Source organism: Streptomyces lancefieldiae (genome assembly GCF_031845825.1).
GTDB lineage: Bacteria > Actinomycetota > Actinomycetes > Streptomycetales > Streptomycetaceae > Streptomyces > Streptomyces lancefieldiae.
Window position 1 is genome coordinate 24,104 of record NZ_JAVRFH010000052.1, and the last position, 25,368, is coordinate 49,471.

Genomic DNA, 25,368 nt, shown 5'->3' on the forward strand with positions numbered 1-25,368 from the left:
GATCCGGCACACGGGCGGGAGGTGACAGGACGTATGAGCGACATGGCCGTGGTGGACAGGAGAGCCGCCGGGCAGGCGGGAGAGCGGGGCACGGCGGGGCAGCCGGAGGAGTCCGCTCCGTCCGTCCCCCTCCGGCTCGCCGCCGTCTTCCTGCCCGCGCCGCTCCCGCGCGACGGGCGGATCGCCTTCTGGGACCCCGAGGACGGCCCCGTCACCGCGACGACCGCCGAGGACGACGACCAGCCCCCCGGACACACCCGGCTCACCGTCGTACGGCGGCACGGTGCCGGCGTACGCCGCAGGACGACGCCCGCGCTGTCGCTCCCGCTCGGCCAGGCGCTGCCCCTGCTGGTGAGCGCCCGGCACGACCCGGCCGCCCACCCGGCCACCGCCTGCTGGGGCGCCGCCGCCCTGCACGCCCTGCGGCTCGCCGCGCGCGGCCGGCTGCTGCCCGGCCTGACGGCGAGCGGGCACGACGCCTGGCGGGCCGGCCCGCTGGACCCGGACGACATCGCCCACCTGCGGGCGGTGGCCGCCGCGCTGCCCCCGGAGGGCCACGCGGTCCCGCTGGACGGCCCCGGCCCGATCCGGCTGCCGGAGCCGGAAGCACTCGTCCGCGCCTTCCTGGACGCGGTCGCCGACACCCTGCCCCGCACCCCGGCCGCACCCCACGCCGCGGGCCGGCCCTTCGCCGCCCGCACGGCCCAGCGCCTGCCCGACGCCCACGACTGGGCCGCGGAGGTCGCCGCCGGCATGGACGCGGGCGTGCGGATCTCGCTCCGCCTCGACCTGTCGGCGTACGACCTGTTCGACGGCGACGGCGACGGTGGCGGTGGCGGTGGCGGTGGCGTACGCCGCGCGGGGGCGGCGGTCGTCCAGGTGCACAGCCTCGCCGACCCCACCCTCGTGGCCGACGCGGCGGACCTGTGGTCGGGCGCGGCCGACGCGGCGTTCGGCCCCCGCGCGCGCGTGGATGCCGCCCTGGCGGTGCGGCGCGCGGCGCGGGTCTGGCCCCCGCTCGACCGGCTCACCGAGCAGGACGTGCCCGACGTCCTCGGCCTCTCGGAGGAGGAGGTCACCGACCTGCTGGGAGTGGCGGCCGGCCGGCTTGCCGCCGCCGGGGTCGCCGTCCACTGGCCCCGGGACCTGGCCCAGGACCTCACCGCGACCGCGGTGGTCCGGCCCGCGCCCGGCTCCGCGACCGACGGCACCGGCTTCTTCGAGAGCGAGGACCTCCTCCAGTTCCGCTGGCAGCTGGCGATCGGCGGCGACCCGCTCACCGAGGCCGAGATGGACACCCTCGCGGAGGCCCACCGTCCGGTCGTCCGGTTGCGCGACCGGTGGGTGCTGGTCGACCCTGCCCTGGTCCGCCGCGCCCGCAAGCGCGACCTGGGCCTGCTCGACCCGGTCGACGCCCTGTCCGTCGCCCTCACCGGCAGCGCGGAGGCCGACGGCGAGACGGTCGAGGTGGTGCCGGTCGGCGCGCTGGCCGCCCTGCGAGACCGGCTCACGGCCGGTGTGCGGCCCGCCGAGGCGCCGCCCGGCCTGCACGCCACCCTCCGCGACTACCAGCTGCGCGGCCTCGCCTGGCTCGACCTCATGACCTCGCTCGGCCTCGGCGGCTGCCTCGCCGACGACATGGGCCTCGGCAAGACGGTCACCGTCATCGCCCTGCACCTCAAGCGGGCCCGCACCGAGCCGACCCTGGTGGTCTGCCCGGCCTCGCTGCTGGGCAACTGGCAGCGGGAGATCACCCGGTTCGCGCCCGGCGTCCCCGTCCGCCGCTTCCACGGCGCCGACCGCACCCTGGACGACCTGACCGGCGGCTTCGTGCTCACCACGTACGGCACGATGCGGTCCGCCGCGGCGACCCTGGCCGAGCAGCACTGGGGCATGGTCGTCGCGGACGAGGCACAGCACGTCAAGAACCCGTACTCGGCGACGGCCAAGGCCCTGCGCACGATCCCGTCCCCCGCGCGCGTGGCGCTGACCGGCACACCGGTGGAGAACAACCTCTCCGAGCTGTGGGCCCTGCTCGACTGGACCACACCCGGGCTCCTCGGCCCCCTGAAGTCCTTCCGCGCCCGGCACGCGCGCGCGGTGGAGAACGGCGAGGACGAGGAAGCGGTGGAGCGCCTCGCCCGGCTGATCAGGCCCTTCCTGCTGCGCCGCAAGAAGTCCGACCCGGGCATCGTCCCCGAGCTGCCGCCGAAGACCGAGACGGACCACCCCGTCCCGCTCACCCGCGAACAGGCCGCGCTGTACGAGGCTGTGGTGCGCGAGTCGATGCTCGCCATCGAGGCGGCCGAGGGCATGGGCCGCCGGGGCCTCGTCCTCAAGCTCCTCACCTCGCTGAAGCAGATCTGCGACCACCCCGCGCTGTTCCTGAAGGAGGAGCACCCGCCGGGCGCGGCCGACCGGCTGACCGCCCGCTCCGGCAAACTCACCCTGCTGGACGAACTGCTGGACACGCTCCTCGCGGAGGACGGTTCGGCGCTCGTCTTCACGCAGTACGTCGGCATGGCCCGCCTCATCACCTCGCACCTGACCGCCCGCGCGGTCCCCGTCGACCTCCTCCACGGCGGTACGCCGGTGCCGGAACGCGAGCGCATGGTGGACCGCTTCCAGAGCGGGGCGACCCCCGTCCTCGTGCTGTCCCTGAAGGCCGCCGGCACCGGCCTGAACCTCACCCGCGCGGGCCACGTCGTGCACTTCGACCGCTGGTGGAACCCCGCCGTCGAGGAACAGGCCACCGACCGCGCCTACCGCATCGGCCAGACCCAGCCGGTCCAGGTCCACCGCCTCATCACCGAGGGCACGGTCGAGGACCGCATCGCCGAGATGCTGCAGTCCAAGCGGGCCCTGGCCGACGCGGTCCTCGGCTCCGGCGAGTCGGCCCTCACCGAGCTGACGGTGCGCGAACTGTCCGACCTGGTGTCCTTGCGGAGGCCGTCATGACCCCCCGCCCCGCCGACGAGGCACGCCGTGCCCTGCGCGAGGCCCGCGAGCGCGGTGAGGGAGCGCCGGGCGGTCCCACCGCCGACACCACGGACCTTCACCTTCAGCCGGGGCGGGAGCACGGCGAGGACCACGACGACCGGGACCGGGACCGGAAGAGGGAGGAGCGGGAGGAGCACATCGGGGCGCGCCCCGCGGACATCGCCCGCGCGGCGCTGCACGGCGCGCGGACCGCACGGCATGCGGGGGCGGACGGCGGCGCCGATGGCTCGGCGGGGGAGGGAGCGGCCTCTGAACAGGCACCGGCCCCGTCCCGCACCGCACCAGCGGACCGGCCCGAAGAGGCGTCCCGGCCGACCGGGACGACGCTCCCTGACGGAGCGACCGCCTCTCACCCGGCCGACCGCTCCGACGACGCGAAGACCCCTCCGGGTGAGGCGTCTGTTCCTGCTCCCACGCTCCCGACCGGCGGTGCGACCACCGCGGCCCGCCCCGGCTCCGTGGACGGAGGCGACAGCCGACCGGCGGATGTGGCGCGTGAGGCGTTGCGGGCGGCGCGTCGGCAGGCCCGGGCGGGCACCGCGGCCAAGGGGACGGCGAGCCCGCAGCGGCTGTCCGGCCCGGCCCGTCGCCCGCACGGCTCCGGCGGTTCCCGTACAGCAGACGCCCGCGCGCTCGCCGTACGGGAGTTCATCGCGGACGCGTTCCGGCTGCCGCCGGAGGTGGAGGCGGGGGCGGAGGCGGACCCGGCGGGGGAGCCGCCGGCCTCCGGAAGGTCTGCCGGGACCTTCGGCGAGTCCGCCGGGCTTGCCGGGAGGTTCGGGGGGTCCTCTGGAGGGTCTGCCGGGTCCGCCGGGAGGTTTGAGGGGTCCTCTGGAGGGTCTGCCGGGTCCGCCGGGAGGTTTGAGGGGTCCTCTGGAGGGTCTGCCGGGTCCGCCGGGAGGTTTGAGGGGGCCTCCGCCGGGTCCGCCGGAGGGTCTGAGGGGTCCCACGCAGGGACTGCCGGGACGTCCGCCGGGTCCTCCGGCGGGGCCTCCGCCGGGTCCGCCGGGTCCGCCGGTGGGCCCTACGCCGGGAACCCGGTGATGGCTTCCCACGCGGAGCTGCCGGAGCAGCCGGACCCGTCGCCCGGCCTCGACCCTGCCCCTGCCCCTGCCCCTGCCCCCGCGCCCGCAGCCACGCCCTCCCGCGCCGCGCACACCTGGGCGTCGACCTGGGCAGTGGACCCCGCAGGAGAACCGGCCGCTGCCGACGAGCCATGGCTCCCGCCCATGTCGTCGCACGAGCCCCCGCCGCTCCGGCAGCAGGCGGCTCCGCACCCGGAGCGTGATCCGGCGGCGCCGGGCCGGGCTCCGCACCCGGCGGCGTCCGGGAACCCCCGCGGTCTGCGGCCCATGGCCGCCATGGCCGCCCCGGACCGTGACGGCGAGCTCCGTCGGACCTTCCCCGCCCTCCCGCCCCGGGCGGCGGCGGACGAGGACTTCGCCGGCACATGGTGGGGGAACGCGTGGGTGACCGCCTTGGAGGAGGGCGCCCTGGACGCCGCGCGGCTGGCGCGGGGGCGTGCCTATGCCGAGCGGGGGCACGTCGACGCCATCACCGTGACGCCGGGCCTGGTCCTCGCCTACGTGCAGGGCACCCGGCCCCGGCCGTACCGCGTGCAGGTGCGACTGCGCACGCTGGGCGACGACGACTGGCAGCGGTTCCTGGACGCCGCCGTCGAGCGGCCCGGGCACATCGCCGCCCTCCTGGACAAGGAGCTGCCCCACTCCCTGGCCGACTGCGGGGTCCCCCTGCTCCCCGGCCCGGGCGACCTCGCCCCGCAGTGCAGTTGCCCCGACTCCGGGCACCCGTGCAAGCATGCCGCCGCCCTCTGCTACCAGACGGCACGACTGCTGGACGCCGACCCCTTCGTCCTGCTCCTGCTGCGCGGCCGGGGCGAACGCGACCTGCTCGACGCCCTGTCCCGGCTGAACGCGGCCCGCGCGGCCCGCGCCGCCCAGGATCGCGGACCGGCCCCCCTGCCCGGCGTCCGGGCCGGTGAGGCCCTGGCCGCGCGCACCCGGCCGCCCCTCCCGGCCCCGCTGCCCGCGCCTTCACATCCCGAACAGCCCCCGGCCTATCCGGCGGCACCGGGCGGCCCTGACCCCTTCGCCCTGGACCAACTCGCCACCGACGCCGCCGCCCGCGCGCACGCCCTGCTCACCACCGGCCGCGACCCGGTCGGCGGGCTGTCGCTGTGGCAGGACGCCGTCCGCCTCGCCGCGGCCCGCCCCGGTTCCGGCCTCACCGCCGGCACCCGCGCGCTCTACGCGGCTCTGGCCTCGGCCGCCGGTCGTGGTACGGCGGAGCTGGCGCGCGCCGTGGCCGCCTGGCGGCAGGGCGGCCCGGACGGCCTCGACGTCCTGGAGGATCCCTGGGACCCGCCGGCCGGCCGCTTCGACCGCGCCCGCCCCCTGCTGCTCTCCGCCGGCCTCCCCGCCTTCCGCCCTTGGCACAACCGCCTCACCCACCCCCGGGGCCACGTCCAGCTCCGGCTCGGGCGGACCGGTCTCTGGTACGCCTACGAGTCGGAGCCCGGCCGCGACGACTGGTGGCCGCGCGGCACCCCCGACCTCGACCCGGTCGGCGCCCTGACGGGCCTGGGCGGGCCGGGCGACCTCTGACCGAGGGCCCCACGGCCGACCCGGTCGGGTGGCTGCGCGTCCGGTCGCGGGCCGGTGAGCACACCCGCGGGCACGTCGGCGCGGTCGCCGTCGCGGTAGGCGAGCGGTGCGCCGCGAGCCTCGGCGGGTACTCGTGCCCCGGACCCGGTAAGGCCTCAGGGGAGATGAGTACTCATGGTCTCGCACACCGTCTCGCAGACCGCGAAGGTCCCCTCGGCAGACGCGAGGCTGGACGGCGACCTGGCGCTTCCCGCCGGGGCACGGGGGGTGGTCCTGTTCGCGCACGGCAGTGGCAGCTCGCGCCTCAGCCCCCGCAACCGTGCGGTAGCCGCCGGTCTGTGCCGGGCCGGATTCGGCACGCTGCTGCTGGATCTGCTGACCGAGGAAGAGGAGCGCGAGGACGCCGCCACGGGCCGGCACCGCTTCGACATCGCCCTGTTGGCCCGCCGCCTCACCGACGCCGTCGACTGGCTGGAGCGGCGCCCGGACACCGCGGAACTGTCCGTGGGCCTGTTCGGGGCGAGTACGGGAGCGGGGGCCGCGCTGGCGGCGGCGGCAGAGCGGCCGACGCGGGTGTCCGCCGTGGTGTCGCGGGGAGGGCGGCCGGACCTGGCCGGCGATGCTCTGCCCCTGGTCAGGGCCCCGGTCCTGCTCGTCGTCGGCGGCAGTGACACGGTGGTACTGGATCTCAACCGGGAGGCCGCCGAAGAACTGTCGGCCCCGCACCGGCTCCATGTCGTGCCGGGCGCCACGCACCTCTTCCCGGAACCCGGCGCCCTCGAACAGGTCGCCGAGGCCGCCGCCGACTGGTTCCGCGACCACATGCCCGAAGGACCCGAAGGACCCGAAGGACCTGAAGGACCCGGACAACCCGGGGAACCCGGGGAACGCGAAGGAGCGGACGGCCGGCGCACCGGCTGAAGCCGCGCGCGGGTGGAGGCGGCCCGCCGCGGTTTCACCGACGCCGGGCAGGAAACTCCGAACAGTGGCACGCACCCCTTTCGCCCCGCGTGAGAAAGGCGGTCACCCGGCCATGCGATTCCACGACCGCAGCGAAGCCGGCCAGGAACTCGCCCTCCGGCTCATGGAATGGGCGTCCGACGGCGATCTCCCCAACACCGTCGTACTCGCGTTGCCCCGAGGTGGTGTTCCGGTGGCGGCCCAGGTCGCCCGGGCCCTGGGTGCGCCGCTGGACGTACTGGTCGCACGCAAGATCGGTCTTCCCGGCCGACCGGAGGCGGGCATCGGCGCGATCGTGGGCGACGATCCGCCGCTGTTCGACAAGCGGGCCCTGAAGATGCTCGGCCTGAGCGAGGACCGCCTCGTCCCGGACGTGGAACGCGAGCGCGCCGAACTGCACCGTCGCGCTCTGCTGTACCGGGGCGACCGGCCCGCGCCCGACGTCGAGGGCCGGACCGTGATCGTCGTCGACGACGGCCTGGCCACCGGCGCCACCGCCCGCGCCGCCCTGCGGCACCTGCGCCGCCTGGGCCCCGCGCGACTGATCCTCGCCGTTCCCGTCGGTGCCCCCGAGTCCTGCGCCGAGATGCGCTCGGAAGCCGATGACGTCATGTGTCTGTACCAGCCGCCGGACTTCCAGGCGGTCGGCCTCTGGTACGAGGACTTCGAGCAGGTGAGCGACGACGAGGTGACCGGGACACTCCGCGCACACAGCACATCGACCCGCGACCACTGAAGGACGGGCGCTCCTCGGCACACCTTCGCACTGTGCGGTCGGTCCGGTCACGTGGACCCGGTGCCCGTGCGAGCGGGCGACGACCTCCTGCGGTCCCCGTCCGGCGCCGGGCAGGCCGGTCCGGGCAGCCCGCCGGGGTCGGCTCCTGGGGCCGGGCGTCCGGGGGCCGACTCGGTGCTCTCGCCGAGGAAGCCGCCCGACTGGTGCTGCCACAGCCTGGCGTAGGCACCGTTCGCCGCGAGCAGTTCCTCGTGGCTGCCCTGCTCGACGACGCTTCCGCGGTCGAGGACGACGAGACGGTCCATGCCGGCGACGGTGCTCAGACGGTGGGCGACGACGAGGGCCGTCCGTCCCTCCATCAACCGCCACAGGGCGTCCTGGACGAGGAGCTCGCTCTCCGAGTCCAGCGCGCTGGTCGCCTCGTCGAGCAACAGGATCGGGGCGTCGCGCAGGATGGCCCTGGCGAGGGCGACACGTTGGCGCTGGCCGCCCGAGAGCTTGACCCCCCGCTCTCCCACCAGGGTGGCGAAGCCCTCGGGGAGTTGGTCGGCGAACTCCGTGACGTGCGCGGCCGCGGCCGCCGCGTGGATCTCCTCGTCGGTGGCGCCGGGCCGGGCGAAGGCGATGTTGTCCCGCAGGCTGCGGTGGAACATGGCGGGTTCCTGCGGGACGTAGGCGATCAGTGAGCGCAGGTCGGTCTGGCGCAGCCGGCTGATGTCCTGACCACCGATCAGGACGCGTCCGGCGTCGATGTCCGCCATCCGCAGCAGGAGCCGGGTGAGTGTGGTCTTGCCGCCGCCGGACCTGCCGACCAGACCGATCCGAGCGCCCGCGGGCACGTCCAGGTCGAGTCCCTGGAAGATCGGCTTCGCACCGGCGTGGGCGAAGGTCACCGCCTCGAAGCGGATGCCGGTGTCCTTCGGCGCGAGCGGTTCGGGTTCCGTCGGGTCGAGCACGGTGGGCGGATCCAGCAGCAGCTCCGTGAACTGCGCGGCCTCGGTCATCGAGCTCTCCAGACGCCGGTAGATCTGGTTGAACTCGAACATGATCTGGGTCGCGTTGGAGTAGTAGGTGAAAGCGACGACGACCTCCTCCACTCCCTGGCCGGGGCCGCCGAAGGAGATGGCGACCAACAGCCCCAGCACGTTGGTCAGCACGGACATGGGGGCGATCAGGGTGTCGACGCGCAGATTGCCGTAGTCCCACGACCTCAGCGTCAGGCGCCGGGAGTCCGCGACCCGGCTGCGGTGTTCGTGGGCCTCCCGCCGCTCGGCCGCGAAGGCCCGGATGGTCTCCATGTTCGTGAGGCTGTCGGCGACGTGGCCGGAGACCCGGGCGATGGCCGCCTCGCGGTCGTTGACGAGCCTCTGCCGGCGACGGATCAGAGGTGTCGCGGCCACCACGGTCAGCGCGATCATCACCAGAAGGCCGACGACGAGCATCGGTTCGTAGCTCCACAGCACCACGGCACCGAACACCAGGGGGACGAGACTGCCCACGATCCGGTACGTCACCGTGTCGACGAAGTCCTCGAAGCGCTTGCCGAAGCTCAGCACCCGTTTGGTCAGGGAGCCGGCGAAGTTGTCGTGGAAGAACGCCGCGTCCTTGGCAAGGAGTTCGTCCATGCCGCTGACGTACAGGTGTTCCATGCCGAGGGCGTCCACGCGGTTCAGGCAGTGCTGCCCGACCCGCCACACGGCCTCGGCGAGCAGCAGCGTCACGCCGAAGCCCAGCACGTACGGCAGGGCCGAGGCGAGGGTGAGACCGCTGTCGTCGGCGGCCTGTCCTGCCAGTTTGGCGATCAGCAGGGGGGCGACGTAGCGGATGCCGATGTTGCCCACGGCCGGCAGCAGCAGCGCGGGCAGGGCCAGCCGTCGTAGGCGCAGCAGTTCCCGGCCGTAGTGGCGCAGTGCCAGAACGACCGCGCTCCTGCCCGGCGTCGGCCCCTGCGTGTCTGTTGTCCCCATGACACTCCCGGTGGTTCGGAAGTCGGCAGTTTCCCGTCAGGGGAGGTGCCCGGTCCAGGCATTTGACGCGGACCGGCGAGAACCGGACATCGTTGCGCCGCTCATGAGCTCCGTCCCCGCGGCCGTGCCGTGTGCCTGCTCCCTGTCTCCTCGATCACGCACGCTCTTCCCGAAGGTCGGAGAAGGCGCCCGCGGCGGCCGCCAACACCGCCGCCGCCGCGGATCGCTCCGGGAGCTGCGGGTCGGGATCGGCGCGCAGGAGTACCAGTTGGTGGTAGACCGGCGCCGTGGCGGCGGTCAGCAGGCTGTGCGCGTCCGTGTGCCGCGAGGGGAGTTCGCCCCGCTCGACAGCGCGGTGGACGAGGACCTCGCACTGGGCGTACCGGTCCGCCCACAGCTTCTTCTGCGCCCGCGCGGCCTGTTCGGAGTGGAACGAGGCGGCCATCAGGGCGACGGCGAACGACGGCTGGACGACCAGGGAATCCTGGATCTCCTGGTTGAGGGCCGTCAGATCGCCGCGCAGGGAGCCGGTGTCCGGCGGCTGCCAGTCCATCTCGCCGGCGGCGTCGATGACGTCGACGAGCAGCCCGCCGACATCGCGCCAGCGCCGGTAGACCGTGGCGCGGTGCACTCCCGCGCGCGTCGCGACACCCTCCATCGTGAGTCCTTCGTGGCCGCCTTCAGTGAGTTCGGCGCGCACCGCGTCGAGAACCTGGGCGCGTATGCGGGCGGTGCGACCGCCCGGACGGCGGTCCGGCGTCGTGGCCGGCGGGTGGTCTGTCATCGGGGATCCCATATCCGGTTGATCGGCGGAGCCGGGCTGTGCCAGCATCCTAATGCAACAGCTGTCGCACTAGTGGTCCACCCGAGAGGAACCGCCTCCACGATGCCGCCCGTTCCCGCCGACCCCACCGCGCTCCACCCGATGCCCGAGCACCCGCGCGTCGTCCTGCTCAAGCCGTTGGTGAGGTCGCCGCTGATCGAGGTCGGTGACTTCTCCTACTACGACGACCCGGACGACCCCACCGCGTTCGAGACGCGCAACGTCCTGTACCACTACGGACCCGAGCGGCTCGTCATCGGCAAGTACTGCGCGCTGGGCACGGGCACCCGGTTCATCATGAACGGCGCCAACCACCGCATGGACGGCCCGTCCACCTTCCCCTTCCCCACCATGGGCGGCTCCTGGGCGGAGCACTTCGACCTGATCACCGACCTGCCCGGCCGCGGCGACACGGTCGTCGGCAACGACGTCTGGTTCGGCCACGGCGCCACGGTCATGCCCGGCGTCCGCATCGGCCACGGCGCGATCATCGCCTCCGGCGCCGTGGTCACCGGCGACGTGCCCGACTACGGCATCGTCGGCGGCAACCCCGCCCGGCTCGTCCGCACCCGCTACGAGGCCGCGGACGTCGCCCGCCTCCTCGCCGTGGCGTGGTGGGACTGGCCCGTGCGGCACCTCACCGAGCACGTACGGACGATCATGTCGGGGTCGATCGCGGAACTGGAGGCGGCCGCCTCGCGGATCGGCCGCCCCTGACAACCGGGCGTGCCGTCGTACCGGCGGACACGTCCGGGCCCCACCGCCCTTCGACCGCCACCCGGCCCCCTCGGAAACGAGTGATCGACCATGCCCCACCCCCGTGCCCACATCGCGATGGTCGGCGTACCCGTCGTCAGCCATGTTCTGCCCAGCCTCGCGATCATCCGCGAGCTGGTGGCCCGCGGCCACCGGGTCACCTACGCCAACGACCCGCTCGTGGCCGACCGGATCACGTCCGCCGGTGCGGAACTGGTGCCCTGCACCTCCACACTGCCGGTCGCCGACAACAACTGGCCCGACGACCCCATCGCCGCGGCGAGCCTCTTCCTCGACGACGCCGTCCAGGCACTCCCGCAGCTGCGCGCCGCCTACGACGACGACCCGGCCGACCTCTACCTCTACGACATCGGCGCCTACGCCGCGCGTGCCCTCGTCGAGGCGCAGGGCCGTCCCCTCCTGCAGTTGTCCCCGACGTTCGTCGGCTGGGACGGCTACGAGGAGGAAGTCGCGGCGTATCTGCGCAAGTTGCCGGGAGCCGACGCGTACCGGGACAGGTTCGCGCGGTGGCTCGCCGAGTGCGGGGCGACCACCAGGGACGTGGACTCCTTCTCCGGGTCGCCCGCCCGGGCCCTCGCCCTGATCCCGCGAGCGATGCAACCGCATGCCGACCGGGTCGACACCGACACGGTGACCTTCGTCGGGCCCTGCTTCGACACCCGGGCGGACACGGCCGGCTGGACCCGCCCGGCGGGTGCCGACAACGTGCTGCTGATCTCCCTGGGCTCCGCGTACACGCGCCGGCCCGAGTTCTACCGCCAGTGCCTCGCCGCCTTCGGTGACCTCCCCGGCTGGCACGTCGTACTCCAGATCGGCAAGTACACCGACCCCGGGGAACTCGGCGACATCCCGGCCAACGTCGAGGTGTACTCCTGGGTCCCGCAGCGGGCGATCCTGGAGCAGGCGGACGCCTTCGTCACCCACGCCGGCATGGGCGGCTGCGGCGAGGGGCTCCTCGCCGGCGTTCCCATGATCGCCGTGCCGCAGGGGGCCGAGCAGTTCATGAACGCCGACCGACTCGTGGAACTCGGCGTCGCCCGCCGTGTGGACACGGAGGACGCCACCGCCGAGACCCTTCGCGTGGCGCTGAACGACCTGGTCACGGACCCGCAACGCCGCGACCGCTCCCGGCGGTTGCAGGCCGGCGCCCGGGCCGAGGGCGGCACCCCGCGCGCCGCCGACCTCATCGAGGACATACTGGCCTCCGCCGCGAGCCCCGCACCGTGAACAGCGCCGGTTCTCCGCCCGCGGGTGGAGTCGGTCTCCGGGAGCAGGCCCATGCGCCAGGGCAGCGGAGGTGGTCGCCGCCGGCGCCGGGGCCCGTGCCCTTTCGCGGCCTCCCCGACCGCGCGGCGAAGCCGACCCGTCGGGCGGTGCTGACATGCGCGGGCACGTCTCTTGGTTCCGTGAAGGAGCCTGAGTTGCCGCATTCGGCTCGAAGTTTCCCGAACCCCTCAACCCCCTCCGGCGGCAGCTCGCGCGGGCTCGGGGCATGCTGGGCGCCCATCAGCACCAAGGCCGAGAGGAGTCCACGCCTGCGGGTAGGGTCCTTGGGCATGAGCGCAACACCGAACGACCTACGCCGGGTTGGCCGCAGCGCCCCCCTCGGAATCGGGGCGGCCTTCACCACCGCCGCGTTCGGCGCCAAGGCCATCATGCGGGAGGAGGCGCTCTCGACCGCCTGCCGGTCCGTCCGTGACAGCCGGGCCAAGGACGCCGAAGCCGCTGTCCAGGTGCTACGGGACGCCGCCCGTGCTCTGGAACGGGGCCGCCGGTGAACACCCCCGGCCGGGTCACCCCGCGCCGCCTCGGCGCCGCCGCCGCGATCTACGGCGTGTTCGTCGCGGGCTGGTACCTGGGTCAGCCCGTCACCCCTGAATGCCACGTCGACCAGGCCGCCCTCGACCGGATCGCCGAGGAGCACGGAACCGAACCCTCACCCACACCCCCACCGACGGTGCACCCCACACGGTACGGCTCGGCGTCCCCCCTCCCGCTCGGCCCCACGCCGGACCCGACCTACCACCCGCGTGGGGGCGCCGACACCACGCTGACCCGGACGTTGACCGCCTACGCCGTCACCTGCACCGACGACACGAGCGAACGCCCCCGCCTCCAAGGGTGGTTCGAGGGTCACTGGCTGTAGAGAGGCGGTGTGGCCCGGAGTGTCCGCCGACGCGGGCGCCGGCCCGGCGTCGTGCGACACTCCCCGGATGCCTGCCTGGACAACCCTGCGCCGCCTCGGCGCCGCCACCACTCTGTACGCCGTGTTCCTGACGGGGTGGTGGCTGGGCCAGCCCGTGCGCTCCGACGGCTGCCTCGAGGACCGGCTCGCCGCCGGGGCGGAAGGCCGGCCCACACCGGTGGAACCGGCCGACCCCAACCGGTACCTCGAGAACCTCGACCTCGACTTCGGTCTCCTGGACTGGGCCGATGACATGGACGGCTACCGCGACGGCGAGTACGGTCCCAGCGACTACGGGTACGACCTGCTGGGCGGGCCCGAAACGTATGACACGTCCGGCGCCGTCCACGCTCCCTGCTCCTACAAGAAGCGCGCCCGCCTGCTCGCGTGGATCAACGGCGACTGGGGCTGACGCCACGCCCGCCGTTCCGCTCGGTCGGGCCACCGCCAGAGGCGGGCGAGTGTCGTGCACGGCCGAACGCGCCCCCCCCGGTGCTCCCCCTTCAGGCGGCACCGGGGCGGAAGGTGTGCGGGGACCCGGACGTCAGTCGTCGTACGACAGGCCGTGCCCGGAGCGGAAGAGGACCTCGGCCGGATCGTCGGCCCGCTGGATGGGCACGGGCAGCTTGCCGCGCGGCGCGACCCGGCCGGCGATCACCCGGGCGGCGGCGCGCAGTTCGACCTCGGTCCAGCAGTAGGAGACCAGTGAGGCCGGGACGTCGCCGAGGTGGGCGATGTCGTAGGGGTTGCGCACCGCGAGGTGGACGACGGGGACGCCCGTCGCGAGCAGCCGGGACACCAGGGTGCGCTGGGCGCTGGCGGCGTCGACGTTGTCGGTGGTGACCACCACCGCGTCCCGTCCCTGTGCGGCGGCCACGGCCTCGTCGATCTTCACCGCGTCGGGCGCCCGGCCGGTGGCGAGGTGGGTGGTGCTGTAGCCCAGTTCGTCGAACGCCTTGGCCAGCTCGGGCACCGTGGTGCGGGTGTCGTCGGTCGGGAACGCCGGGCTGGCGCCGACCACGAGCAGCTTCTTCTGCCCGCGGCGCAGCGGGAGCGCCTCGTCCTCGTTGACCAGCAGGGTGGTGGTGCGCTCGGCGATCCGGGCGGCGGCGAGCCGGTGCCTGCGGGCGCCGACGACCCGGTCGACCTCCTTGGGGGAGATGTAGGGGCTGCCGCTGAGCAGGCCGACCTTGTCCTTGACCCGCAGGATGCGCAGGACCGACTCGTCGAGTCGGTCCTCGGTGATCTCTCCGCTGCGGACGGCGGCCAGGACGCCGTTGTAGGCGACGTCGATGTTCGGCGGGAAGAGAAGCTGGTCGACGCCGGCCTTCAGGGCGAGCACCGGCACGCGGTCGTCGCCGTACTTGGTGCGCACGCCGCGCATGTTGAGGGCGTCGGTGACGATCACGCCGTCGAAGCCGAGTCCGTCGCGCAGCACGCCCTGGAGGATCGTGGGCGACAGGGTGGCCGGTTCGTTGCTGGGGTCGAGCGCGGGGACCTGGAGGTGCGCGGTCATGATCGAGTCGACGCCGGCGGCGATCGCGGCCTTGAAGGGCGGTGCGTCGACGCGGTCCCATTCCTCGCGGGTGTGGGTGATCACGGGCAGTCCGGTGTGGCTGTCCTCCCCGGTGTCCCCGTGGCCCGGAAAGTGTTTGGCGCAGGCCACGACGCCGGCCTGCTGGTAACCCGTCACCTGGGCCGCCACCATGCGACCCACTTCGCGGGCGTCGGCGCCGAAGGAGCGGACGTTGATGATGGGGTTGGCCGGATTGACGTTGACGTCGGCGACGGGGGCGAAGTTCTGACGGATGCCCAGGGCGGCGAGTTCGGTGCCCGATATCAGTCCGGCGCTGCGCGCGTCGGAGAGCGAGCGGCCCGCGCCGAGCGCCATCGCGCCCGGGAGCTGGGTGGCGCCGCTGCCGATGCGGACGTTGACCCCGTGCTCCTGGTCGATGGAGATCAGGGACGGGATCGGGGTGGGCAGGGCGAGCGAGGCGCGCTGCACACCGTTCGACAAGTCCGCTATTTGGTGCGGGTCTTGGATGTTGTTCGCCCAGCCGGAGAAGTAGATGACACCGCCGATGTGGTACTTGGCGATGAGCTCGGCCGCGGTGCGGACGCCGAGTTCGCGGAGGTTGCGGTCCTGGTCGAACTGGCTGGGAGAAGTCGCCGACGTACCGTAGAAGTACGGCACGAACAGCTGGCCGATCTTCGCCTCGATGCTCATCCTGGAGATGATCTTCTTGAGGCGGTTGTCGCGCTGGTGCGCGACCGCGGGGGTAGCCGCCACGCCCACGACGCCCGTCACGCTCGCGGCGACCACGGTCGCGGAGGCGAGAACGGTTCGTCTGGACAGACTCCGGTCCTGCATGCGGACATGCTCCTTCCAGCCTTGCTCATCAAGGGAATTGAAGGAAATGCGAAGGACGCCGAACAGCGGGAACGTAGCCCGCGGATCACGGGCAGGGCAAGAGGTCTAGACAAAATAGGTCTAGACAAAGTGAAGGCTCTCCTGCCGTATGCGTCGGTGCCCTGAGCAGGGCCGATATACCAGCCCCACGTCGGCGACCACGACGTGCCCGAAGCCATGGCCCGGACCGCCAAGGCCGTCCAGAAGGAAGGGGTGACCGCTGGTGGAGCTGGGTAGTTGCCGACGTGGGCCGGGCAGGACTAGCATCCGGCACGCTGTTCGGGCACGGGGCCCGAGGTTGTGAGGGGTTGGCATGGTTGCTGGGCGTGTGATTCGGTTTGACGGTACCCGGGGGTATGGGTTCATCGCTCCCGAATCGGGCGGTGAGGATGTTTTCCTGCACGTGAACGACTTGCTGATACCGGAGGCCGAGGTGCGCCCCGGTCTCCAGGTGGAGTTCGAGGTGGAGGACGGCGGCCGGGGTCTGAAGGCGTCGTCCGTCCGGCACTCGACGCAGTCGGGAGCCGAGAGGTCGGTCCCTTCCGTGCCGACGCCGGCCGCCGCCGCGTCATCGGCGGGCGGGGCGCCGGCCTTCTCGGGGGCGAAGTGGGCGGAACCCGACAAGACCGCAGGCGGGGACGAGCCGATGTGTGACGTGCTCAGCGTGGAGCAGTTCACCTCCGAGGTGACCGAGCTCCTGCTGAAGGCGGGCCCGGGGCTGACAGCGGCGCAGGTCCTCGAAATCCGCCACGAACTGCTGAAGTTCGGCGAGCGGCACGGCTGGAGCGAGGCCTGACAGAACCCTTCCCCCGGGTGGAGCCGAAGACGGGGTAATGACATGTGACGGCCCCGGCGCCGTTCCACTGCGGAGGTGCGGCAGTCGAACGGCGCCGTTGTCGTACGGGGGAGGAGGCGACGTGACGCGCACGCCGCTCTCTCCCGCGCGGACCGTCCGCCCTCTCAGTCGCCCGGCCGGTACCTGCGCTCGACGTGACCCGTCAGCTCGTCGGGATGGAAGTAGACCCGCCGCAGCTCCCCGCTCGCGTAGCGCTCGACCTGGTCGGCGAAGTGCGGCGACTCGGGGTGGCCGCTGACGCCGCCCGCCGTCACCGCCCAGGCGCGCACGCGGGGCCCGAACTCCACCACCGCGACGAAGCTGTTGCCGCTGGTGCCGTAGTACCGCTTCGTGCCCGGGTAGCTCCTGGCCCCGAACGACGCCAGCGACCCCCAGCGCGACGAGGCGAAGGGGACCGGGACGCTCGGCTTGTCGTCGCTGAACTCCTGGACGATGGCGCCGTCGTTGCGCTGGTAGCGGTTGATGTCGCCCCAGGGCACCTCCTGGCTGCCGAAGTCCCGCTCCAGCCGGGCCACTGCCGTGCCCAGGGCGTCGAGGCGCTGGGTGTCCGTGGCGCGGTCGGCCATGTAGTCCCAGCCGGACAGCCCGGCGTCCGCCGCCGCCCGGGCCGTCATCGCCCACAGGTCCTCGCCCCAGAACACGGCCACCGACATGGCGGTCGACTCGGCGGACCACCGCGTGTCCCAGTCGCGCAGCAGGGCGATCGGGGCGGACAGCCGCTTCTTGCGCGCGCTGCCCGGGGGCAGGGCGTCCCAGGCGGCGACGAGGCCGGGGATCAGCCGGGCGAACGCGGTGAGGTACGGGTCGAAGGCGGCGTCGATCAACGTCCGGGGCGTGAAGTCCTTGCGCGCGCTGAGCACCCGGATCGCCTGCGGTCCGCGCGGGTTCTCGCCGAACCGGTCGAAGTAGCGCGGGTAGTCGGCCGCGTCGGGGCTGTCGTCCCCCGCGGCGGTCCAGGGCCAGTTGTTGGTGTTGAACGCCCAGCCGTTCTTCGGGTTCACCACCTGGGGCATGCTCGCCAGGCTGTGCAGGCCGTTCCAGTCGGTCGCCGGGTCACTGCCGTCGACGGTCTTCAGGTAGTCGAAGCGGTCGTCGCGCTTCGGCATGAACTGCGGCATCAGGAAGGCGATGTCGCCCCTGGAGTCGGCGAAGAGGGTGTTGTTGGAGCTGTTCGCCTTGAGTTCCGCGATGCCGATGTACTCGTCGTAGTCCCGCGTCCTGGTGCGCAGGTAGCTCTGCTTCAGCGCGTCGACGGGCTTGTTCATGAGCGCGCACGCGATCCACTTGCCGTCCTCCTCGCGGACGATCGGGCCGTGGTGCGTGGCGTAGGTCGTGAATCGGCGCTCCTCCTGACCGCCGTCCTCGGTGCGTACGGAGAGCGTGACCTGCTTGGTCGTCACGGGGCGCAGTTCGTCGCCGTACCGGTAGCGGTGCCTGCCGTCGTCGCCGGTCACGACCGTCTCGGCGAAGTTGTCGATGTTGTCGACGCCGCTGGAGGTGTGCATCCAGCCGGTGTCGGCGTTGAAGCCCTGGTAGATGAAGAACTGGCCCCAGGTGGCGGCGCCGTAGGCGTTGAGTCCCTGCCTGCTCGTCACATGCTGTTCGGCGCGGAAGAAGAAGCTGGTGTGCGGGTTGATGAGGAGCAGCGCGTGGCCGTCGCGGGTGTGGCTCGGTGCGATCGCCATGCCGTTCGAGCCGGTGGGTTCCCGGAACGTCAGACCGCGCTCCTCGTCGGTCATCGGCAGGGCCCGCCCGCTGTAGAAGGCTTCGAGCCGGCTGAGCGGGACGGACTCGATGTCACCGCCGATGCTGCCCTCGGAGAAGCTGAGCGGCATCCAGGGTTCGAAGCGGCGGATGACCCGGGGGCGTACCTCGGGATGGGTGGCGAGGTAGTAGTTGAGTCCGTCCGCCCACGCCTGCGTCAGCGCCCGCAACCAGGCCGGGCAGCGCGCGTGTGCCTTCTTCAGCTCCTCGTGGTCGAGGTAGAGCCGCTGGCGCAGGTCCTGCCACACCGCGCTTTCGCCCTCGGCTTCGGCGAGGCGGCCGAGAGCGACCAGGTAGTTGGTCTCGACGCGGTTGAAGTCGTCCTCGGCCTGGGCGTACATCATTCCGAAGACGGCGTCGGCGTCGCTCTCGCCCAGCACGTGCGCGACGCCCCAGTCGTCCCGGGTGATCGTCACGCGCGCCACGTGTCTGCGCCAACGGGCGGCGGTGGGCGCGGCGTCGGCGGCGACGGCGGTCGCGGCGGGCAGGGCCGCTGCGGCGACGGCGAGCCCGGCCGCCGTGCCGAGGACGCGGCGTCGGCTCACTCCGGTGAACTGCGCATGATGCATGAGCTGCCCCACTTTCCTGCGAGCCTCAACGGGCAGGTGCCACCGCCCGTTGATCAGTTACAGGGACAGTCCTATCCGGGTGACCGTGGACTGACAAGGCGGCGCTCGTCATCCGACGTGCCCCGCACCCGATGGGGTGCGACTCCTCAGGCCCGCAACGCGTCGATCGCGGTGTCGATCGCGGACAGGGCAGCCGCCCTGTCGAGACCTGCCCTCGATACGAGCGAGAGGCCCTGGACGAGGTAGAGGAGCAGCTGGGCCTGGGCCTCGGGAGGGGCGTTGTCCGTGACCTCTCCGGTGGACTGGGCGCGGCGGAGTGCGTCGGCGACGAGGTCGGTGAAGCGGCGATAGGAGCGGGTCACGACCTCCGTGGCTTCGGCGTCGTGGGGAACGAGTTCGGCGGTGGTGTTGCCGACCATGCAGCCGTGCGGCGCGCCCACGTCGGAGATCAGTTCGTCCAGGCGCGCCGGGTGGGTGAGGATCTCGCGGAGCGCCGGCAGGAGGGGGGTCGTGTCGAGCGCGGTGACCAGGTGCCGCTCGTACACGTCCCAGTAGAGCCTGACGGCGTCGAGGTAGAAGCGGCGCTTGTCGCCGAAGGTGCCGTAGAGGCTGCCGCGTTCGACGGCGAGCGCGTCGACCAGGTCCTGGACCGAGGTCGCCCCGTACCCCCGGGACCAGAACAGCTCGACTGCGCGCGCCAGCGTCTTGTCCTTGTCGAACTCGCGGGGTCGTCCGGTTCGTGCCACGTGGCCGAGACTACAACTTCTTGACAGAGCGTTCAAGAAGTCATAGCTTCCGTCCCGTTAGTTTTTGAACGGTTGCACAGAAGTCGGTCCGGCTGCCATGCGCCGGGCGTGGAGGGTGAAGCCATGCAGTTGGCGGGGAAGACAGCACTGGGCCCGGACCTGGGTGGTATGGGCCTGACCACCGCACTCAAGCGCACCTCCGACCCGAGCGAAGTGGCCCACGTGATCGCTTTTCTCGCCGGCGACCGCGCCAGTTACGTGACCGGCGCGATCGTGGCCGCCGACGGTGGCCGGACCGCTGTCTGACCGCCGTCATCGTCGTCCCGACCATGCGCCTCGGCGCCGAACGAGAAAAGGAAGCTCATGGGCCGTCTTCAAGGAAAGCACGCACTGATCACCGGAGGGACGAGCGGCATCGGTCTCGAGACCGCCCGCGAGTTCCTCGCCGAGGGAGCGTCCGTCGCGATCACCGGCCGGTCGCGGGACAGGCTGGAGGAGGCCGCCCGGCAACTGGGGGGTCCGGTGCTGACCTTCGTCAGCGACGCCGGTGACGTACCCGGCCAGGCGGCGCTCGCCTCGCGGTTGGGGGCGGAGTGGCCGAAGCTCGACATCCTGATGAGCAACGCCGCCGACGTCACGCACCTCCCTGTCGAGGAGTGGACCGAGGAGGCGTTCGACAGGCTTCTCGCGGTCAATCTGAAGGCGCCGTTCTTCCTGATCAGAAGCCTGTTGCCGCTTTTCGCGCAGCAGTCCTCGGTCATTCTCGTCGGATCGGTCTCCGCCTTTGTCGGGCACGAGAACGCGACGGTCTACGGCGCGGCCAAGGCGGGCCTGCTGTCCTACGCTCGCGGGCTGACGTATGAGCTGAAGGAGCGGGGTGTCCGGGTGAACGGGCTGAGCCCGGGGCCGACCGTCACCAATACGTTCGCGCCCCTCGGGCCCGAGCGGCAAGCCGCGATCCACGAAGAGCTCCGGCGGACCGTGCCCCTCCATCGGCTGGGGACCGCCACCGAGATGGCCAAGGCGGCCGTCTATCTCGCCTCGGACGAGTCCGCCTACACCGCCGGCACCGTGCTGCGCGTCGACGGCGGCATCGGGGAGCTTGCCTACTAGGACCTGCCCGGCGGTCAAGTTCGCGGCCGGATGACCGCGGCTGCTGCTGTGGCGGTGCCGAGGAAGACGTACCGCGCCTGCCGAAGCGGGTGGCGACCGCCCGGGACTGGTTCCGGGCGGTCGCCACCCCTTCGACGGTGTTGCGTTTCGGCGGTCCTCGTCGAAGCAGGGCGGGCGTCCGCCACGCGAGTCCTTTCGCAGGCGGGCGGCCTGGCTGCCGGTCCGGACTGCCGGCCGACAGGCCCGCGAACTCTCCTCGGCAAGGTGCGCTCGCCCCACCCTGCTGACCCGCGCCGCCGTCGCCGGCATGCTGGAACGCGGCGAAGCAAAGATCGTCAACGTGGCCGGGACCCGCCACGCCGTCTGCGCCGGCTCCCTGGCCCACCTCGTCACCCTGTCCCGGACGGTCAGTGCCGAACTCGACGACACCGGCGTCCAGGTCCGGTCCTGTGCCCCGGCATCGTCGCCACCGAATTCCACTCGCGCCAGGGCCTCGATCCGAGCGCCGTGCCCCGCATGAGCGCCCAGGACGTCGTCACTGCCGCCCTGCGCGGCCTCGGACTCGGCGAAGTCGTCTGTGCCCCCGGAGTCGAAGACGCCCACCTTCTCGACGCCGTCTTCCAGGCCGACCTCGCCGCCTTCGGCGGGCGGAGCCCGGAACCCGCCTCCCGCTACCGGGGCGACTGAACCAGCCCTCGTCGCGAGCCGTGTCAGCAGACGGCGGTGAGACCGGTCAGGCGCAAGGGCGCGTCGGTGCGGGCGATGATGTCCTCCAGGGTCACACCCGGCGCGGTCTCCACGAGGGCCAGGCCGTGCTCGGTGACGTCGAGGACGCCGAGGTCGGTGATGACGCGGTGGACGCACCGCTCGCCGGTGAGCGGCAGGGCGCACTCCTTGAGGATCTTCGGTGAACCGTCCTTGGCGGTGTGCTCCATCAGGACGATGACGCGGCGGGCCCCGTGCACGAGGTCCATGGCGCCGCCCATGCCCTTGACCATCTTCCCCGGGATCATCCAGTTCGCCAGGTCACCGCGCTCGGACACCTGCATGGCACCCAGGACGGCGGTGTCGATGTGCCCGCCGCGGATCATGCCGAAGGAGAGGGCGGAGTCGAAGAAGGCGGCTCCGGGCAGGACGGTGACCGTCTCCTTGCCCGCGTTGATCAGGTCGGGGTCGACCTCGTCCTCGGTGGGGTAGGGGCCCGTGCCGAGGATGCCGTTCTCGGAGTGCAGCACCACCTGTACACCCGGCGGGAGGTGGCCGGGGATGAGAGTGGGCAGGCCGATGCCGAGATTGACGTAGGAGCCGTCGGTGAGTTCGGCGGCGGCGCGGGCCGCCATCTGTTCGCGGGACCAGGCCATCAGGAACGTACCGTCCTCTTCTCGATCTGCTTGTCGGCGGCCTCGTGGGCGCTGAGCGCCACGACCCGCTGGACGTAGATGCCGGGGACGTGGACCGTGTCGGGGGCCAGTTCGCCCGGCTCGACCAGTTCCTCGACCTCGGCGATGGTCACCTTGCCCGCCATGGCGGCCAGGGGGTTGAAGTTGGCGGCGGCCCTGCGGAAGACGAGGTTGCCGTGCCGGTCGCCGCGCCAGGCCCGTACCAGGGCGAAGTCGGTGGTGATGCCGTGCTCCAGGACGTGGGGGCGGCCGTGGAACTCGCGGGTCTCCTTCGGCGGGGAGGCGAGTGCGACCGTGCCGTCCGACGCGTACCGCCAGGGCAGCCCGCCCTCCGCCACCTGGGTGCCCACACCGGCCGGAGTGTAGAAGGCGGGGATGCCGGCGCCGCCCGCGCGCAGGCGTTCGGCGAGGGTGCCCTGCGGGACCAGTTCCACCTCCAGCTCCCCGGCCAGGTACTGGCGGGCGAACTCCTTGTTCTCGCCGACGTAGGAGCCGGTGACGCGGGCGATGCGGCCGGCGGCGAGCAGAATGCCGAGGCCGTGACCGTCCACGCCGCAGTTGTTGGAGACGACCTCCAAGTCCTGCGCGCCCTGCTCGTGCAGGGCGCGGACGAGGATTTCCGGTACACCGCTGAGGCCGAAGCCGCCGACGGCGAGTGTCGCACCGTCGGGGATGTCGGCGACGGCCTCGGCGGCGGTGCCGCGGACCTTGTTCACGTGCGAGGTTTCCTTTCAGGTGGTGGCGCCGGGCAGGACGGTCGACCAGCCGCCGTCGACGACGAGGTTGGCGCCCGTGATGTAGGACGCCTCGTCCGAGGCGAGGAAGACGGCCGCGTTCACCACGTCGTCGGGTGTGCCGATCCGGCCGAGGGGGATGTGCCGGGCGATGGAGCGCATCGGATGGTCCTCCGCGAGGAGGTTGGCGCGGGAGCCGTCGGTGTCGACCATTCCCGGGCTGACGCAGTTGGCGCGGACGCCGTACGGCGCCCCCTCGGCGGCCAGTTGCCGGGTCAGCGCGATCACGCCGCCCTTCGACGCCGAGTGCGCGGTGCGCCGGTTGGTGAGCGAACCGGCCAGTCCGGCGGTGGAGCCGACGGTGAGGACGCAGCCGCGACTCGCGAGCAGATGCTGCCAGGCCGCCTGGACGGTCAGCCACACCGAGTCGAGTTCGGCGCGCAGGGTGAAGACGAAGTCCTCGTACGGCTGACCGGCGACGTCCCCGAAGCGAACCGCGCCGGCGTTGGCGTACACGATGTCGACGCCACCGAAGGCATCGGCGGCCTCCGCCACCCAGGAACGCACGGACGCCTCGTCGGTGACGTCGAGGGGGCCGGGAGTCAGGGCGGTGCCGCCCGCGCGGGCGATCAGCCGCTGGGTCTCGACGGCTTCCTCGTGCAGCAGGTCGCCGCCGACCACGAGCGCGCCCTCGGCCGCGAACCGCAGCGCGGCGGCTCTGCCCTGGCCGCGGGCCGTGCCGGAGATCAGGGCGACCCTGCCTTCCAGCCGCTTCACGAGGCCCCCTCGCGCAGCGCGTCGGAGACGGACTTGACGCCGCCGTGGGCGGTGAGCCCGCCGTCGACGGGGATCTCGGCGCCGGTGATGAACGACGACTCGTCCGACAGCAGGAACACGACCAGCGGGGCGACCTCGGCGACGGTGCCCGTGCGCCCCAGTGGTGTCTCCCGGATGTTGGCCTCGCGGAAGGCGGGGGCGGCGGAGGCGGTCATCTCGGTCTCGATGTAGCCGGGGTGGACCGTGTTGACGCGGATGCCGCACGGTCCGAGTTCGAGCGCGGCCGTCCTGGAGAGCCCGCGCAGTCCCCACTTGCTGGCCGTGTAGGCGACCGGGTAGTGGGCCGTGAGGGCCGCGGAGGATCCGACGTTGACGATCGAGGAACCGGGCGGCATGAGCGGGGCGAGGTGTTGGATGCCCAGCAGCGCACCGGTGACGTTGACCGCGTGCACCCGGTCGAAGTCCTCGGCCCGTACGTCGCTGACGCGGGCGCGCCAGGTGATCCCCGCGTTGTTGACCAGGCCGTGCACCTGTCCGTACGACTCCTCCAGCTCGGCGGCGAGGTCGGACCAGTCCCCCTCGCTGGTCACGTCGAGGCGTCGGCAGTCGCCTTCCGGCCGTATGTCGGTGGCGATGACCCGTGCGCCCTCCCGGGTCAGAGCCTCCGCTTCGGCGGCGCCCTGGCCACGGGCCGCACCCGTGACGACGACCACCTTGCCGAGCAGTCTCTTGGGGTGCAGGTCGCTCACGGCCGCTCCCGGGACCGGCGCCGGCCGGCGGGCAGCGGCACCGGGTCGGTGCCGGGCACGACGGTGTTGGACACGCTGCCGATCCCTTCCACCGTGAGGGTGACGGTGTCGCCGGGTTTCAGCGGCGGTGGGGTCCGCTCGCCGCGCAGGCCCCACAGTTCGGCGAGGCAGCCGCCGTTGCCGCAGGTCCCGGAGCCCAGGACGTCGCCGGGCATCACCCGCGTGCCTCGGGAGGCGTAGGCGACCATCTCCTCGAACGTCCAGCTCATGTTGGACAGCAGGTCCCGGCCGACGACTTGGCCGTTGACCTCCGCGGTGAGCGCCAGGCGCAGGAAGCCGTCGGCGTCCCGGTGAGGTTCCAGTTCGTCGGCGGTGACCAGGTACGGGCCGAGCGTGGTGGCGGTGTCCTTGCCCTTGCAGGGGCCGAGGCCGACCTTCATCTCGGCGGACTGGAGGTCCCTGGCCGACCAGTCGTTGAAGACGGTGTAGCCGACGATGTGGTCCCTGGCCTGCTCCGGGGTGAGGTCGCGGCCCTCCCGGCCGATGACCACACCGACCTCCAACTCGAAGTCCAGGACCGCGGACCCCGGAGGGACGGGGACGTCGTCGCGCGGACCGTGGATCGCGTGCGGGTTGGTGAAGTAGAAGGTGGGAGCCGCGTACCACTGCTCCGGCACGCCACCTGTGCCCTCCACGGACCGTCGGACGCCCTCCACGTGCTCCTCGAAGGTGACGAAGTCCCGGACGGAGGCGGGCTGGAGCGGCGGCAGCAGCCGCACCTTCGACACGTGCGGGCCGGGCGGTACGTCGAGCGCCGCCGCGCCCGTGGCGAGCAGGCCGGGCAGACCGGCGGACTCCGACAGCAGGGTGGTGAGCGAGGTGATGCCGGGCAGCGGCAGCAGGGTGCCGTCGTCCTCCACGACGGCCACGCGGCGGCGGTGCTGGTGTTCGTAGGCGGCGAAACGCATGGTGCGGCTCCGGGAAGGCTGGGCCCGGGGGCGCGGCGGGGCTGCGTCAGGGCAGGTGACAGGGCCGGCCGCGCCCCCGGGAGCGGGGGGACGGGGGAGGGGTCAGACCGGTGGGGCGATGAAGACGCCGCGGTCGGGGTCGTTGAAGGATTCCTTGGCGACGAGTTCGTTCATGGGGTTGGCGGTGCCCCACTGGTCGGTGACCTCGGG

The 25,368-nt window shown here is 72.7% G+C and carries 23 protein-coding genes and 1 pseudogene; 13 read left to right on the forward strand and 11 right to left on the reverse strand.

Annotated features, from left to right (window positions below; all coding sequences use genetic code 11):
• Positions 1 to 33: 33 nt before the first annotated feature.
• The 4 genes from RM812_RS33515 (at position 34) to RM812_RS33530 (ending at position 7,320) form a co-directional block, all read left to right on the forward strand.
• Positions 34 to 2,958, forward strand: coding sequence for a DEAD/DEAH box helicase (locus RM812_RS33515; RefSeq protein WP_311581340.1), 2,925 nt, complete (start codon positions 34 to 36; stop codon positions 2,956 to 2,958).
• A 1,085-nt stretch (positions 2,959 to 4,043) separates the two neighbouring features.
• The gene (locus RM812_RS43385; protein ID WP_449657854.1) at positions 4,044 to 5,624 is read left to right on the forward strand and encodes an SWIM zinc finger family protein; all 1,581 of its coding nucleotides are present in this window, start codon (positions 4,044 to 4,046) and stop codon (positions 5,622 to 5,624) included.
• Between the two features lie 174 nt (positions 5,625 to 5,798).
• Positions 5,799 to 6,545, forward strand: coding sequence for a dienelactone hydrolase family protein (locus RM812_RS33525; RefSeq protein ID WP_311581342.1), 747 nt, complete (start codon positions 5,799 to 5,801; stop codon positions 6,543 to 6,545).
• A gap of 112 nt (positions 6,546 to 6,657) precedes the next feature.
• Positions 6,658 to 7,320, forward strand: coding sequence for a phosphoribosyltransferase (locus RM812_RS33530; RefSeq protein ID WP_311581344.1), 663 nt, complete (start codon positions 6,658 to 6,660; stop codon positions 7,318 to 7,320).
• Between the two features lie 47 nt (positions 7,321 to 7,367).
• On the opposite strand, the gene RM812_RS33535 is transcribed toward RM812_RS33530, so the two are convergent.
• Together RM812_RS33535 and RM812_RS33540 are read right to left on the reverse strand one after the other, a co-directional pair.
• Positions 7,368 to 9,287: an ABC transporter ATP-binding protein gene (locus tag RM812_RS33535; RefSeq protein WP_311581346.1), complete on the reverse strand. Its 1,920-nt coding sequence runs from the start codon at positions 9,285 to 9,287 to the stop codon at positions 7,368 to 7,370.
• A 154-nt stretch (positions 9,288 to 9,441) separates the two neighbouring features.
• Complete coding sequence (locus RM812_RS33540; RefSeq protein ID WP_311581348.1) at positions 9,442 to 10,071, reverse strand: TetR/AcrR family transcriptional regulator; 630 nt, start codon at positions 10,069 to 10,071, stop codon at positions 9,442 to 9,444.
• 102 nt (positions 10,072 to 10,173) lie between these two features.
• Here RM812_RS33540 and RM812_RS33545 point away from each other — a divergent pair, with 102 nt between their 5' ends.
• The 5 genes from RM812_RS33545 (at position 10,174) to RM812_RS33565 (ending at position 13,484) form a co-directional block, all read left to right on the forward strand.
• Positions 10,174 to 10,827: a CatB-related O-acetyltransferase gene (locus RM812_RS33545; protein WP_311581350.1), complete on the forward strand. Its 654-nt coding sequence runs from the start codon at positions 10,174 to 10,176 to the stop codon at positions 10,825 to 10,827.
• A gap of 90 nt (positions 10,828 to 10,917) precedes the next feature.
• On the forward strand, positions 10,918 to 12,114 hold the full coding sequence (locus RM812_RS33550; protein ID WP_311581352.1) for a macrolide family glycosyltransferase: 1,197 nt from the start codon (positions 10,918 to 10,920) through the stop codon (positions 12,112 to 12,114).
• Between the two features lie 329 nt (positions 12,115 to 12,443).
• Positions 12,444 to 12,665: a hypothetical protein gene (locus RM812_RS33555; RefSeq protein WP_311581354.1), complete on the forward strand. Its 222-nt coding sequence runs from the start codon at positions 12,444 to 12,446 to the stop codon at positions 12,663 to 12,665.
• The gene (locus RM812_RS33560; protein WP_311581356.1) at positions 12,662 to 13,033 is read left to right on the forward strand and encodes a hypothetical protein; all 372 of its coding nucleotides are present in this window, start codon (positions 12,662 to 12,664) and stop codon (positions 13,031 to 13,033) included. The genes RM812_RS33555 and RM812_RS33560 overlap by 4 nt, the downstream gene beginning before the upstream one ends.
• Before the next feature lie 67 nt (positions 13,034 to 13,100).
• Complete coding sequence (locus RM812_RS33565; RefSeq protein ID WP_311581359.1) at positions 13,101 to 13,484, forward strand: hypothetical protein; 384 nt, start codon at positions 13,101 to 13,103, stop codon at positions 13,482 to 13,484.
• A gap of 132 nt (positions 13,485 to 13,616) precedes the next feature.
• On the opposite strand, the gene RM812_RS33570 is transcribed toward RM812_RS33565, so the two are convergent.
• On the reverse strand, positions 13,617 to 15,443 hold the full coding sequence (locus RM812_RS33570) for a glycoside hydrolase family 3 protein (RefSeq protein ID WP_311581361.1): 1,827 nt from the start codon (positions 15,441 to 15,443) through the stop codon (positions 13,617 to 13,619).
• A gap of 352 nt (positions 15,444 to 15,795) precedes the next feature.
• On the opposite strand from RM812_RS33570, the gene RM812_RS33575 reads away from it, so the two are divergent.
• Positions 15,796 to 16,278, forward strand: a complete 483-nt coding sequence (locus RM812_RS33575; RefSeq protein WP_311581363.1) for a cold-shock protein — start codon at positions 15,796 to 15,798, stop codon at positions 16,276 to 16,278.
• Positions 16,279 to 16,442: 164 nt separating this feature from the next.
• Here RM812_RS33575 and RM812_RS33580 read toward each other — a convergent pair whose 3' ends face one another.
• Both RM812_RS33580 and RM812_RS33585 read right to left on the reverse strand, forming a co-directional pair.
• Positions 16,443 to 18,671 (reverse strand): penicillin acylase family protein, encoded by a 2,229-nt coding sequence (locus tag RM812_RS33580; RefSeq protein WP_311581365.1) that lies wholly within the window; start codon positions 18,669 to 18,671, stop codon positions 16,443 to 16,445.
• A gap of 146 nt (positions 18,672 to 18,817) precedes the next feature.
• A complete protein-coding gene (locus RM812_RS33585) occupies positions 18,818 to 19,417 on the reverse strand; it encodes a TetR/AcrR family transcriptional regulator (protein ID WP_311581367.1) in 600 nt (199 codons plus the stop codon).
• 123 nt (positions 19,418 to 19,540) lie between these two features.
• Between RM812_RS33585 and RM812_RS33590 the strand changes: the two genes are divergently transcribed.
• The 3 genes from RM812_RS33590 to RM812_RS33600 all read left to right on the forward strand — a co-directional run bounded on the left by RM812_RS33590 (position 19,541) and on the right by RM812_RS33600 (position 21,217).
• Positions 19,541 to 19,723 (forward strand): SDR family oxidoreductase, encoded by a 183-nt coding sequence (locus RM812_RS33590; RefSeq protein WP_394816554.1) that lies wholly within the window; start codon positions 19,541 to 19,543, stop codon positions 19,721 to 19,723.
• 57 nt (positions 19,724 to 19,780) lie between these two features.
• Positions 19,781 to 20,530, forward strand: a complete 750-nt coding sequence (locus RM812_RS33595) for an SDR family oxidoreductase (RefSeq protein WP_311581369.1) — start codon at positions 19,781 to 19,783, stop codon at positions 20,528 to 20,530.
• Positions 20,531 to 21,046: 516 nt separating this feature from the next.
• Positions 21,047 to 21,217 (forward strand): hypothetical protein, encoded by a 171-nt coding sequence (locus RM812_RS33600; protein WP_311581371.1) that lies wholly within the window; start codon positions 21,047 to 21,049, stop codon positions 21,215 to 21,217.
• A 23-nt stretch (positions 21,218 to 21,240) separates the two neighbouring features.
• Here RM812_RS33600 and RM812_RS33605 read toward each other — a convergent pair whose 3' ends face one another.
• From RM812_RS33605 to RM812_RS33630, 6 genes and pseudogenes are all read right to left on the reverse strand, one after another.
• Positions 21,241 to 21,891, reverse strand: a complete 651-nt coding sequence (locus RM812_RS33605; RefSeq protein ID WP_311581374.1) for a CoA transferase subunit B — start codon at positions 21,889 to 21,891, stop codon at positions 21,241 to 21,243.
• The gene (locus tag RM812_RS33610; protein WP_311581376.1) at positions 21,891 to 22,646 is read right to left on the reverse strand and encodes a CoA transferase subunit A; all 756 of its coding nucleotides are present in this window, start codon (positions 22,644 to 22,646) and stop codon (positions 21,891 to 21,893) included. The genes RM812_RS33605 and RM812_RS33610 overlap by 1 nt, the downstream gene beginning before the upstream one ends.
• A 15-nt stretch (positions 22,647 to 22,661) precedes the next feature.
• Positions 22,662 to 23,441: an SDR family NAD(P)-dependent oxidoreductase gene (locus RM812_RS33615; RefSeq protein ID WP_311581378.1), complete on the reverse strand. Its 780-nt coding sequence runs from the start codon at positions 23,439 to 23,441 to the stop codon at positions 22,662 to 22,664.
• Complete coding sequence (locus RM812_RS33620; RefSeq protein WP_311581381.1) at positions 23,438 to 24,190, reverse strand: SDR family NAD(P)-dependent oxidoreductase; 753 nt, start codon at positions 24,188 to 24,190, stop codon at positions 23,438 to 23,440. The genes RM812_RS33615 and RM812_RS33620 overlap by 4 nt, the downstream gene beginning before the upstream one ends.
• The gene (locus tag RM812_RS33625) at positions 24,187 to 25,158 is read right to left on the reverse strand and encodes a fumarylacetoacetate hydrolase family protein (protein ID WP_311581382.1); all 972 of its coding nucleotides are present in this window, start codon (positions 25,156 to 25,158) and stop codon (positions 24,187 to 24,189) included. Before RM812_RS33625 ends, RM812_RS33620 begins: the two co-directional genes overlap by 4 nt.
• 102 nt (positions 25,159 to 25,260) lie before the next feature.
• Positions 25,261 to 25,368, reverse strand: a pseudogene (locus RM812_RS33630) (VOC family protein); the annotation flags it as partial.

Coding starts and splice junctions, on each gene's coding strand:
- RM812_RS33515 (WP_311581340.1), top strand. CDS start 34: ATGAGCGACATGGCCGTGGTGGACAGGAGAGCCGCCGGGCAGGCGGGA.
- RM812_RS43385 (WP_449657854.1), top strand. CDS start 4,044: ATGGCTTCCCACGCGGAGCTGCCGGAGCAGCCGGACCCGTCGCCCGGC.
- RM812_RS33525 (WP_311581342.1), top strand. CDS start 5,799: ATGGTCTCGCACACCGTCTCGCAGACCGCGAAGGTCCCCTCGGCAGAC.
- RM812_RS33530 (WP_311581344.1), top strand. CDS start 6,658: ATGCGATTCCACGACCGCAGCGAAGCCGGCCAGGAACTCGCCCTCCGG.
- RM812_RS33535 (WP_311581346.1), bottom strand. CDS start 9,287: ATGGGGACAACAGACACGCAGGGGCCGACGCCGGGCAGGAGCGCGGTC.
- RM812_RS33540 (WP_311581348.1), bottom strand. CDS start 10,071: ATGACAGACCACCCGCCGGCCACGACGCCGGACCGCCGTCCGGGCGGT.
- RM812_RS33545 (WP_311581350.1), top strand. CDS start 10,174: ATGCCGCCCGTTCCCGCCGACCCCACCGCGCTCCACCCGATGCCCGAG.
- RM812_RS33550 (WP_311581352.1), top strand. CDS start 10,918: ATGCCCCACCCCCGTGCCCACATCGCGATGGTCGGCGTACCCGTCGTC.
- RM812_RS33555 (WP_311581354.1), top strand. CDS start 12,444: ATGAGCGCAACACCGAACGACCTACGCCGGGTTGGCCGCAGCGCCCCC.
- RM812_RS33565 (WP_311581359.1), top strand. CDS start 13,101: ATGCCTGCCTGGACAACCCTGCGCCGCCTCGGCGCCGCCACCACTCTG.
- RM812_RS33570 (WP_311581361.1), bottom strand. CDS start 15,443: ATGCAGGACCGGAGTCTGTCCAGACGAACCGTTCTCGCCTCCGCGACC.
- RM812_RS33575 (WP_311581363.1), top strand. CDS start 15,796: ATGGTTGCTGGGCGTGTGATTCGGTTTGACGGTACCCGGGGGTATGGG.
- RM812_RS33580 (WP_311581365.1), bottom strand. CDS start 18,671: ATGCATCATGCGCAGTTCACCGGAGTGAGCCGACGCCGCGTCCTCGGC.
- RM812_RS33590 (WP_394816554.1), top strand. CDS start 19,541: ATGCAGTTGGCGGGGAAGACAGCACTGGGCCCGGACCTGGGTGGTATG.
- RM812_RS33595 (WP_311581369.1), top strand. CDS start 19,781: ATGGGCCGTCTTCAAGGAAAGCACGCACTGATCACCGGAGGGACGAGC.
- RM812_RS33600 (WP_311581371.1), top strand. CDS start 21,047: ATGAGCGCCCAGGACGTCGTCACTGCCGCCCTGCGCGGCCTCGGACTC.
- RM812_RS33605 (WP_311581374.1), bottom strand. CDS start 21,891: ATGGCCTGGTCCCGCGAACAGATGGCGGCCCGCGCCGCCGCCGAACTC.
- RM812_RS33625 (WP_311581382.1), bottom strand. CDS start 25,158: ATGCGTTTCGCCGCCTACGAACACCAGCACCGCCGCCGCGTGGCCGTC.